Raw genomic sequence first — 10424 nt, forward strand, 5'->3', positions numbered from 1 at the left:
CGCGGCCGTCCACGGACGGCCGGTGAACGGACGGCGCCGGTCCCGCACTTGCGATCGTAAGCACAGCGGTGGCATCGGCCGCTCCACGGCGCGCGCACCGACCCGGTCGGATCCGAACGGAAGACCCTAGGTCCGCCACGTGTCCCGTCCGGCGGGCCGGACCGCCGTCCGGTCCACGATCGCCTCGGCCACCTTGTCGAGCTGTCCGCCCAGATAGAAATGACCGCCGGGGAAGACGAGTGTCTCACTGTCCAGCGCGGTGCGCTCGGACCACGCCCGCGCGGCTTCGACCGGAACCACCGGATCGTCGGCCCCGACGAAGACGCTGACCGGTGTCTGCAGTACGGGATCGGGGGCCCAGCGGTAGGAGGCCAGGGCGCCGTAGTCGGCCCGCAGCGCGGGAAGCGCCATGGCGACCAGTTCCGGATCGTCCAGCACTCCGGCGTCGGTGCCGCCCAGATTCCGCACGGCGGCCAGGATCGCGGCGTCGCTGTCGAGCTGGTCGTGCGGACCGACCGTCGTGCCCGGGACACCGCGGCCCGAGACGAAGAGGCGGACCGGGGCGGGCGCGCCGCACTGCTGGAGGGCGCGGGCGGTCTCGTAGGCGACGAGCGCGCCCATGCTGTGCCCGAAGAGGGCGTAGGGCCCGGCGGTCCCTTCGAGCAGCCGCTGGGCGACACGCCCGGCGAGCGAGGCGATGCCGCGCTCCGGTGTCTCGTGTCTGCGGTCCTGCCGGCCCGGGTACTGCACGGCGAACACATCGAGGTACGGGGACAGCTGGCGCGACAGACCGGCATAGGCACTGGCCGCGCCGCCCGCGTGCGGGAAACAGATCAGCCGGGGACGGCCGAGGTCAACGGCGTCCGTCCGGTCGTACCGTCTGAACCACTTGGTGTCCATGACGCTTCTCCCTCCGCTCTGCACGGTCACTCTCCTGGGCAAAGGTCCGTTTCGAGTTCGTACGGTTCGACCGCGCGCGCCTGGCGCAGCGCGCGGGCCCACCAGCCGAGCCGGTCGAGCATGGCGCGTGCGGCCTCGTGACCGGCCTCGATGTCGAAGGGCCGGCCGTGTGCGTCGAAGCGGTCCTGGTAGTCGTGGAAGCTGACGGTCTCGCGGACCGTGACCGCGTGGGCCTCGGCGAAGACCTGCCGGAGCTGGGCGACCGCGCACAGCCCGCTCGACGCCCCGCCGTAGGAGAGGAATCCGACCGGCTTGGCGTGCCACTCCCTGTCGTACCAGTCGATGGCGCTCTTCAGGGACGCGGGGAAGCTCTGCTTGTACTCGGGGGTGACCACGACGAACGCGTCGGCCGCGGCCAGCCACGGCGCCAGGTCCTGGACCGCCTGAGGTTTACGGGCCGAGAGTTCGGTGGACATCACATCCGGCAGCCAGGCCGTGGCGAGATCGATGACATCGATGTCGAAATCGTCGCGCAGCCGGGCCCTCGACGCGAGCCACTCCGCGGCGACGGGGCCGAACCGGCCCTGCCTGACGCTCCCGATGATGATCACCAGCCGCAGTCGGTCCGTGTCCCCCATCAGGGTCCCAACTCCCTTCGCCGTACGCACGTCCTGCCGGAAGTCACTGTGCGGCATATGCCTTCGGATTTCCTTCGGGTCCGCTTCGGGCGCCGAGAGCAACCCCTTGCTGGACCGTGACCTGCGATAATTCCCATCCCTGTGAATGAGCTGGGTTAGGCTGGGGTTCATGCAATTCGGGGTGCTGGGACCGCTGGAGGTGTGGGCGACCAACGAGAGGTTGGTACGTGTACCCGAGGTGAAGGTCCGAGCCCTGCTCGCCGATCTGCTCGCCCACAACGGGCGGGTGGTGTCCGCCGACAGACTCGTCGAGGATCTGTGGGGCGGCTCGACACTTCCCGCCAACCCGCTCGGTGCGCTCCAGGCGAAGGTCTCGCAGTTGCGGCGCGCGCTGGAGGAGGCCGAGCCCGGCAGCCGGGAGCTGGTCGTGCACAGGGCTCCCGGGTACGCGCTCAGGGCACCGGACACATCGGTGGACGCCGACCGTTTCCGTTCGCTGCTGGTGCGCGCCCGGACGACCGAGGATCCGCGGGCGAAGGCCGCCGTGCTGACGGACGCCCTGTCGCTCTGGCGGGGGCCCGCGTTCGCCGACTTCGCGGACGAGCCCTTCGTACGGGTCGCGGTCGCCGGCCTCGAGGAGGAGCGCCTCACCGCCGTCGAGGAGCACGCCGAGGCCCGTCTCGAACTCGGTGAGCACAGCACGCTGATCGGTGAACTCACCACCCTGGTGGCCGCCCATCCGCTGCGGGAGCGGCTCCGCGCGGTGCAGATGCGGTCCCTGTACCGGGTCGGACGTTCCTCGGAGGCCCTCGACAGCTACGCGGAGCTGCGGCGGCGGCTCGACCAGGAGCTGGGGCTCTCTCCCGGTCCCGCCATCGAATCGCTCCGCCAGGCCATACTCCGCCAGGACCCCGGACTCCAGGGCACCACGGGCTCCTCGAACGCCATCCCGGGCACCCGCTCCCGCACCAATCTGCCCGCCGGGGTGAACTCCCTGGTGGGCCGGGACGAGGCGCTCGTCGAGCTCCAGCAGCTCGTACGGGACCGCCGGCTGGTCACCCTCACCGGTCCGGGCGGGGTGGGCAAGACCCGGCTCGCCACGGCCACGGCCCGCGAGCTGGACGGTGAGTTCCCGGACGGTGTCTGGCTCGTGGAGCTCGCGGGACTCGGCGGCGCGGAGCGGCCCGCAGGGCCGGGAGTGGTCGCCGAACACGTGATGGCGGTGATGGGCATCCGCGAGGACTCCGGCGCCGCGGCCTTCGCGGCCGAGTCCGCGGGCGGTTCCGTGTCACGGCTGGTCAGGACGCTGGCCTCGCGCCGGCTGCTGCTGGTCCTGGACAACTGTGAGCATGTGGTCGACGCGGTGGCCGAGCTGGTGATCTCCCTGCTCGAAACCGCGCCCCACCTCAAGCTGATGACGACGAGTCAGGAGAGGCTCCGGATACCCGGCGAGACGATCTGGCCGGTGCCGCCGCTCAGTCTGCCGCTGCCGGACAGCGACACGGCCGCGCTCCAACGCTCCAGCGCCGTCCAGTTGTTCGCGGCGCGGGCCAGGTCCGTGGATCCGGGCTTCGTCCTCGACGCCGTCACCACTCCCAAGGTGACGGACATCTGCCGCCGGCTGGACGGGCTGCCGCTGGCGCTGGAGCTGGCGGCCACCCGGGTACGGACCCTCGGCGTCCAGGAACTGCTGAACCGGCTGGACGACCGTTTCCGGATACTGAACAGCGGATACCGGGGCGCCCCGCAGCGTCAGCAGACGCTCCAGGCGACCATCGACTGGAGCTGGAGCTTACTGAGCGCGCAGGAGCAGACGCTTCTGCGCGGACTCGCCGTGCACGCCGAGGGCTGCACCCTGGAGGCCGTCGAGGAACTGTGCGCGGGCACCGGGATACGCGGCGACGAGGTGCTGGACATCCTGGCCCGGCTGGTGGACCGCTCACTGGTGATCAGGGTGGAATGCCCCTCCCTGCCGCGCTACCGGCTGCTGGAATCCGTCGCGGCCTACGCCCAGCGCAAGACACACGAGCTGGGCGAGACCGCGGAACTGGCCCGTCGCCATCTGCGGTACTACGCCGAACTGGCCGAGCGGGCCCGGCCGCATCTGCACGGCCGCGACCAGCGCCGCTGGCTGCAACTCCTGGACGCCGAGTCCGCCAACTTCCAGCGGTCCCTGGACGAGGCGCGCCGTACCGGATCGGCGCAGTGGGCGCTGCGGCTGGCCAACGCCCTGACCTGGTACTGGTTCCTGCGCGGCCGGCTCGGTGAGGGCTGCCGGGCGCTGGCGACCGCGCTCGCCACCGAGGGAGAGGCGCCCGCGGCCGAACGGGCCGAGGCGAGGACCTGGCACACCGGGCTCGGCATGCTGCTGGGCGAGAGCGGCGCGGACGCCGGGGCCGAACAGGACGGCGAGCGGCCCGAGCGAACGGTGGGCCGGGCCAGGGCGGAGTGGTTCCTCGGGTTCGCGGAGTGGAGTCTGGGCGCGCTGACGGCCGGCGAGCAGCGGATGAACGGCGCCCTGACCGACTTCCGGGCCCTGCGCGACGCCTGGGGTGTGGCGGCGGCGCTGAGCACCCGGGCCGCCCTCGCGATGGCCCGGGGCAATCTTGAGGCGATGCGCGGCAACGCCCTTGAGGCCCGCGGTCACTTCATCGACCTGGGAGACGCGTGGGGGCAGCTCAAGGCGACGGAGGTACTGAGCGTCCTCGCGGAGATCAACGCCGACTACGAGCTGGCGGCCGGGCTGCACCGGGAGGGACTGCGTATCGCCGAATCCCTGGAGCTGTGGTCCGAGGTGTCCCGCAAGCTCTCGGGGCTGGGCCGGATCGCCCTGCTGGCGGAACGGCTGACGGAGGCCGACGAGCTCCATGAGCGGGCGCTGCGGCTGGCGGTCGACCAGGGCAACCGGCCGGTGGAGCAGTTCGCCGAGCTGGGACTCGCGCTGGCCGCCCGGCGGCAGGGCCGGCTGGACACCGCGGAGGAGCATCTGCGGCCGTGGCGCGAGTGGAACCGCAGCCGGGGTGCCTTCACCGGACTCGCCCTGGTCCTGGCCGAGTTGGGATTCGTCGCCGAGCAGCGCGGCGACGCCGCCGCCGCACTCGCCCTGCACCAGGACTGCCTGGCCACAGCACGGGTGACGGGTGACTCGCGGGCCGTGGCACTGGCGCTGGAAGGGCTCGCCGGGGCGCACTCGCTCGCGGGTCGGCACACCCGGGCCGCACGGCTGCTGGGGACCGCGGCGCAGACCAGGACGCTGTCGGGCGCGCCGCTCCCGCCGGCGGAGCGCGGTGATGTGGAGCGCATCTCCGCGCGGATCCGCGAGAGCCTCGGCGAGGACGCCTTCCTGGCCGGGCTGGAGGCCGGAGCGGCGAGGGACCACGAGACCGCTGCGGACGAGGAGCAGAAGTTCCTGACGGACCACCGGCACACGCCCTGAGGAGCGGGCGCCGGTCCAATATCCGGACGGCGCCGTTCCATTGTCCGGACGATCCCGTTCCGCCTCGGCCGTCCGTCGGCTTCGGACAACTCGCCCTTCGGGCACGGTCGTTCATGGTCTACTCGTCGGCATGGAACGCGGCAGCGGACACGGTCCCCTCCTGGTCATCGGCAGCACCGGCAAGACCGGCCGGCATGTGGTGGCCCGGCTGCGGGAGCTCGGTGAGGACGTCAGGGCCGTGGCCCGCGCGACGCCCCTCCGCTTCGACTGGTTCGACGAGTCCACCTGGGAGCCCGCGGTGTCCGGAGCGCGGGCCGCCTATCTGGTGGACGCGCAGAACGAACACGCCGCCGAGCGGATGCGGGCCTTCGCCCGGTTCGCCGTCGAGCGCGGCGTCGAGCGGCTGGTCCTGCTCTCCGCGCGCGGCTGGTCCGACTCCGGCGAGCCGGAACTGCTGGCGACGGAGGACGCGTTGAGGGAATCGGGCGCCGCCTGGACGATCCTGCGGCCGACCTGGTTCATGCAGGGCTTCACCGAGGACGCGGCACTGCGCGGGCCGCTGCGGTCCGGGGAGGTGCGGCTGCCGTCCGGGGACGGTCCGGAGCCGTTCGTCGACACCGAGGACATCGCCGAGGTCGCGGCGGCGGTCCTCACCCGGGACGGTCACGAGGGCGGCGTCTACGCCCTCTCCGGGCCGCGCGCCCTGAGCATGGGCGAGGCCGTGGACACGATCGCCAAGGCGACCGGCCGCGCCATCCGCTATGTGCCGGTCCCCGAGGAGGAGTACGTGGCCGGGCTCGTCGCGCGGGGCATGCCGCCCGGTCAGGCCGCCTTCATGGCCAAGCTGTACCGCTGGATACGGGACGGCGAGGACGCCCATCTCTCCGACGGCGTCCAGCGCGTGCTGGGCCGGCCCCCTCGGGACTTCACCGCGTTCGCCGACAGGGCCGCGGCGGCCGGCGCCTGGGACGACTGACCGTACGGACGGCGGATGAGCCGCCCGGACCGCACGGACCGGCCCGCGCCGCGCGCACCGGCAGCGCCCCGACGCTCAGACGCGGCCCGCCCGGTGCAGGATCTCCGCGGCGATCGTCTCCGGGACCTGCTGCGGCTGCCAGTGCGAGACACCCTGGAGACGGACGAAGCGGTAGTCGCCCGTCATGTGGTCCGCGGTGTGCTCGGCGGCGAAGACGCTGACCGACGGATCGTGTTCGCTCCAGATGTGGGTGGTCGGCACGGCGACGGGCCCGAGCGGACCGTTGTCGTCCCGCAGCGTCCCCGCCCGGTACCACTTGAGCGCGGCCCGCAGTGTGCCGGGGCGGGTGTGGAAACGGACGTACCGCTGGATCTGCTCCTCGCTCAGCACGCCCTCGCCCGCCTGCCGGAACCATCCGTCGAGCCCGGCCGCGCCGTCGGCGAGGAAGGAGTCCGCCGCGTCCTCGGCGCTGAGCGTCTCGATGTAGCCCGAGTTGTCCCGCTGCTCGGGGTCCACCCGCAGCGCGTGCTGGTAGGCGTCCAGGTGCGGGAACGCCGACGCCGTCAGGCTCCGTACCCGCCCCGGGAACCGCGCCGCCAGATACCAGCCGACGACCGCGCCCCAGTCATGGCCCGCGACATGCGCCGAGGCGATGCCGAGGGCGTCCAGAATGCCCAGGGCGTCGCCCGCCAGCTCCGCGAGCGCGTACGCGGCCGTCGGTTCGGGACGGGCACCGGGTGAGTAGCCGCGCTGGTCGGGAGCGACCGTACGCAGCCCGGCCCGGTGCAGGACCGGCGCGATGTCGCTCCAGGACTGCCGGCTGTGCGGAAAGCCGTGGAGCAGAAGTACCGGGTCACCGTCCCCGGGACCCGCCACGTCGACGTCGAAGACCAGTTCGTTCAGGGAGATCTGCATCAGGGCTGCCTGTCCGTGAGCGGAGTGGGCCGGGCGGATCGACGGAGGTCAGTCCGCTTTGAGCGCCTCGCGCACTCTCGGGGAGCGCAGCGCCTCGGGCGGGTCCACCAGACCGATCACCCGCGCGTAGGCCGCCGCGACCTCGCCGTCCCGCTGCGCCGCCTCCAGGACCAGGCCGATGTACTCCTGGTCGGCGAGGATCTCCGGTGTCCTGTCTCCCTCGACCCCGGGAAAGCCCAGATCGTTGCTGAGCGCCTGCCGCCATGCCTCGTCCACCGCGTCACGGGCGAGATCGCGGAAGTAGGCCACCGGATCGGGCGGGCCGTCGCCCCGCGCGTGCGCGCGCAGTACGACGGAGCCGAGGGCCGCGACCGTCATCCCCTGCCCGTACGTCGGGTTGAAGCTGCACACCGCGTCTCCCATGGCCAGCAGCCCGGTCGGGAAACGGTCCATCCGCTCGTAGCGGCGGCGCAGACTCGCCGGGAACCGGTAGGACACCGGGGTGTCGAGCGGCTCCTTGCCGACCGCGAGCGCCTCGTAGATCTCCGGTGAGGAGAGCGACTTGAGGAAGTCGAGAAAGCCCTCCGGATCGGTGGGCGGTACGTCGCCGAGGATTCCGTACGCGGTCACGATCTGACGCTCCCCGTCGATGCGCGCGCAGATCGCGCCGCGGGGGTTGTCCGGTGTGGCGACGATGTCGACGGAGATGTCCCCGGGCGACGGCTCGGGCCCCGCCCGGTAGTGCCGGGTGGTGTAGGTGAGACCGACCTGGGTGCGGTCCTCGGGAACGGCCGGCCATCCGTGGTCCTTCAGCCAGCGCGGGACCTGTGAGCCGCGCCCCATGGTGTCGACCACGAGCTCGGCGTCGATGACGGAGGTGCTGCCCGCATCCTGGCGGTCGACCGTCCGTACACCCGTCACATGGTGCGCGACCGGGGCGAACCGCAGTCCGACGACCTCTTTGCGGTCCAGGATCTCGACATTGGCCAGCTCCCGCACCCGGCGGCGGACGTGCGCCTCCAGGGTGGGACGGGCGACGGACACCGCGAGGAGCCCGGAGTCGGCCTGGCTCATCGGAATGCCGTCCATGATCCAGCGGACATTCCCTGCCACGTCGCCCGTGACGGCGCCGGCCGCCTCCAGCTTCTCGGTGATACCGGGGAAATACTCTTCGATGATCTGCTGGCCCCGGGCGAGTATCCCGTGCACATGGCGTCCCTGAGGCACTCCGCGCCGGTTCTCCGGGAGATCGGTCAGCTCGTCCCGATCCACGACGACGACCTCGTCGTACGCCTCCGACAGTGCCCGCGCCGCGAGCAGACCCGCGATGCTCCCGCCCAACACCACGGCTCGTCGCAACTTCTTACCCGTCATGGCGGGGTGCCTCCTCAATGTCTGTCACCGCTCGTATCCGCCACCCCTGCCGTCCGCCACTGGTGGACGCCGCGTCCCTCAGGACTCAGGGACGCTAACTCCGCCCGGTAACCGGTGGACCATCGCCCGGTAATCCCCCTGCCGGGGGTGCGTTGACAACGGGGGCAAACCGCGCTTAGGGCGTGTTTCGAAGGCCCCGCCTCCCGGTGGGGCCCGGCGGGACAGCCCGGACGACCGGACGGTCCCGGCACGGCACGGCGCGGCACCGCACGGCACGAGCTCGTGACAGGAGAAGCCGTACCGCCATGACGGTCCGTGATCCGCCGGAGTTACGCCGAATCGGTGCCCCGTCGAAACCGCGTCACCCACCGCGCGCCCATGCCGGGATCCATGACATAAGGGTGCATTACGCTCTGGCCTTCCGCCGAAAGCGTCGGGGCCCGCCGGTCCGCGGCCGTCCGAACCCGAAGGAAGATCCGATGAAGGCATTCCAGGCTGTCACCGACGCGATCGCCGCCGAAGGGCTCGACCACTTGTTCGCCGTGATGGGGGACGCGAATCAGGACATGATCGTGGACCTGGGCGAACGGCACGGCGCGACATTCGTCCACGCCCACCATGAGGCCGGCGCCGTCGGCATGGCCGACGGTTACGCCCGCTTCAGCGGCAGACCCGGTCTCGCGTCGGTCACTCAAGGGCCTGGTTACACCAATGCCACGACCTCGCTGGTGGCGGCGCGGCTCCACCGGACGCCTCTGATGGTGATCGCCGGACACGCCTCTCTGCGTGACCCGTACAACCCGCAGGCGATGGTGGACCAGCCGGCGCTCGCGAGACTCACCACCGGGGCCACCGTCCGCATGGAATCGGTGCACAACGTGGACTACTGCCTCGGCGAGGCGTTCCGTCAGATCAAGGTGCGCAAAGGGCCGTTCGTCCTGAATCTTCCGCAGGACGTCCAGCAGGCGGAGATCCCGGATCCCGGATGGACGTACCGGCCCATGTACATGCCCAACACCCTCCAGCCGCCGCGTACTCAGGATGTCGAGGAAGCGGTCGGGCTGCTGGCGTCGGCCCGGCGCCCGACGATTCTCTGCGGACTCGGCGCGAGGAACTCCGCGGCGGAATCCGCGGTACGCGCCCTGGCCGAGCGCCTCGGCGCGCCCATCGGGGTATCCAACCTCGCCGCCGGATTCTGCGCGGATCATCCGCTGTATCTGGGAATCAGCGGCGGACTGGGCTCGCCCCTGACGGTGGAAACACTCGCCGAGAGTGATGTGATGGTGGTGGTCGGCGCCAGCCTGAACGAATGGACGACCGACTTCGGCAAGCTCGTCGCGAACGAGAAGAAGATCATCCAGATCGATGACCGGCCGGACGCCTTCGGCTGGTTCGCCCGGGTGGCCGTCGGCATGACGGCCGACGCCGCGACGGCCGTGTCGGCGCTGACGGACCGGCTCGCCGAGACGGTGGACGCGCGCCGGCCCGATCCCGGACTCCTGCGGCGGCTCCAGGACGACCGGAAGCCGGCGGCCGTGCGGTACGACGACGCGGACGCGACGGATCCGCGGCGCGCGGTACGGCACCTCGAGGACGCGCTGCCCAAGGACGACCGTGTGCTGGTGCTCGACGGCGGCCACGCGGCCATGGTCTGCGCGAAGATCCTCACCGTGCCACGCGCGGAGAACTGGGCGATCGGCTGGGACTTCGGCGCCGTCGGCCAGGGCCTCGCCCTCGCGATCGGCGCCTGCTTCGCACGTCCCGGACAGCGCGTCACTCATACGACCGGGGATGCCTCGTTCATGATGAACGTCGCCGACTTCCATACGGCCGTGCGCCACAGGCTGCCGCTCACGGTGATCGTCTTCAACGACAACGCGGTGGGCCAGGAGAAGCACGACCTGGTCCACAAGAAGCTGAACCCGTCCTACGCCGACCTGCCCGAGCCCGATTTCGCGAAACTGGCGGCGGGCTTCGGCGCCAAGGGCTTCACCGTACGCACCCCCGACGACCTCGGCGAGATCGACCGGGCGCTGTCCGTCGAGAACGGCCCGGTCCTGGTCGACGTACGGATCAACGGCGATGTCGAACTGGCGGCAAGCTGGGAAATCGCCAAGCATCTGAGCTGACGCAGGCATCCGAGCCGGTGGCCGATCGTCTCGGCTCCAGCGCCCCCGGACGCCGG

The 10424-nt window shown here is 71.6% G+C and carries 7 protein-coding genes; 3 read left to right on the top strand and 4 right to left on the bottom strand.

All coding sequences use genetic code 11. The annotated features are described in order from the left end of the window. Positions 1-126: 126 nt before the first annotated feature. Positions 127-900 (bottom strand): thioesterase II family protein, encoded by a 774-nt coding sequence (locus tag BFF77_RS10210; protein WP_066946677.1) that lies wholly within the window; start codon positions 898-900, stop codon positions 127-129. 26 nt (positions 901-926) lie between these two features. Further along, complete coding sequence (locus BFF77_RS10215; RefSeq protein ID WP_066946696.1) at positions 927-1538, bottom strand: NADPH-dependent FMN reductase; 612 nt, start codon at positions 1536-1538, stop codon at positions 927-929. Between the two features lie 169 nt (positions 1539-1707). On the opposite strand from BFF77_RS10215, the gene BFF77_RS10220 reads away from it, so the two are divergent. Together BFF77_RS10220 and BFF77_RS10225 are read left to right on the top strand one after the other, a co-directional pair. After that, positions 1708-4974: an AfsR/SARP family transcriptional regulator gene (locus tag BFF77_RS10220; RefSeq protein WP_066946678.1), complete on the top strand. Its 3267-nt coding sequence runs from the start codon at positions 1708-1710 to the stop codon at positions 4972-4974. A gap of 130 nt (positions 4975-5104) precedes the next feature. Continuing rightward, complete coding sequence (locus tag BFF77_RS10225) at positions 5105-5950, top strand: SDR family oxidoreductase (RefSeq protein ID WP_066946681.1); 846 nt, start codon at positions 5105-5107, stop codon at positions 5948-5950. Positions 5951-6025: 75 nt separating this feature from the next. On the opposite strand, the gene BFF77_RS10230 is transcribed toward BFF77_RS10225, so the two are convergent. Both BFF77_RS10230 and BFF77_RS35560 read right to left on the bottom strand, forming a co-directional pair. After that, positions 6026-6865 (bottom strand): alpha/beta fold hydrolase, encoded by an 840-nt coding sequence (locus BFF77_RS10230; RefSeq protein ID WP_066946683.1) that lies wholly within the window; start codon positions 6863-6865, stop codon positions 6026-6028. Positions 6866-6913: 48 nt separating this feature from the next. Continuing rightward, positions 6914-8239, bottom strand: a complete 1326-nt coding sequence (locus BFF77_RS35560) for an FAD-dependent oxidoreductase (protein ID WP_066946686.1) — start codon at positions 8237-8239, stop codon at positions 6914-6916. A 479-nt stretch (positions 8240-8718) separates the two neighbouring features. Between BFF77_RS35560 and BFF77_RS10240 the strand changes: the two genes are divergently transcribed. Further along, positions 8719-10368, top strand: a complete 1650-nt coding sequence (locus tag BFF77_RS10240; RefSeq protein WP_066946688.1) for a thiamine pyrophosphate-binding protein — start codon at positions 8719-8721, stop codon at positions 10366-10368. Positions 10369-10424: the final 56 nt, after the last annotated feature.

It is taken from the genome of Streptomyces lushanensis (genome assembly GCF_001700515.1).
In the GTDB taxonomy this organism is placed as follows: domain Bacteria; phylum Actinomycetota; class Actinomycetes; order Streptomycetales; family Streptomycetaceae; genus Streptomyces; species Streptomyces lushanensis.

Excerpts from the sequence above, each read along its gene's own strand:
- BFF77_RS10225 (WP_066946681.1), top strand. The coding sequence starts at position 5,105 with ATGGAACGCGGCAGCGGACACGGTCCCCTCCTGGTCATCGGCAGCACC.
- BFF77_RS10215 (WP_066946696.1), bottom strand. The coding sequence starts at position 1,538 with ATGGGGGACACGGACCGACTGCGGCTGGTGATCATCATCGGGAGCGTC.
- BFF77_RS35560 (WP_066946686.1), bottom strand. The coding sequence starts at position 8,239 with ATGACGGGTAAGAAGTTGCGACGAGCCGTGGTGTTGGGCGGGAGCATC.
- BFF77_RS10240 (WP_066946688.1), top strand. The coding sequence starts at position 8,719 with ATGAAGGCATTCCAGGCTGTCACCGACGCGATCGCCGCCGAAGGGCTC.
- BFF77_RS10220 (WP_066946678.1), top strand. The coding sequence starts at position 1,708 with ATGCAATTCGGGGTGCTGGGACCGCTGGAGGTGTGGGCGACCAACGAG.
- BFF77_RS10230 (WP_066946683.1), bottom strand. The coding sequence starts at position 6,865 with ATGCAGATCTCCCTGAACGAACTGGTCTTCGACGTCGACGTGGCGGGT.
- BFF77_RS10210 (WP_066946677.1), bottom strand. The coding sequence starts at position 900 with ATGGACACCAAGTGGTTCAGACGGTACGACCGGACGGACGCCGTTGAC.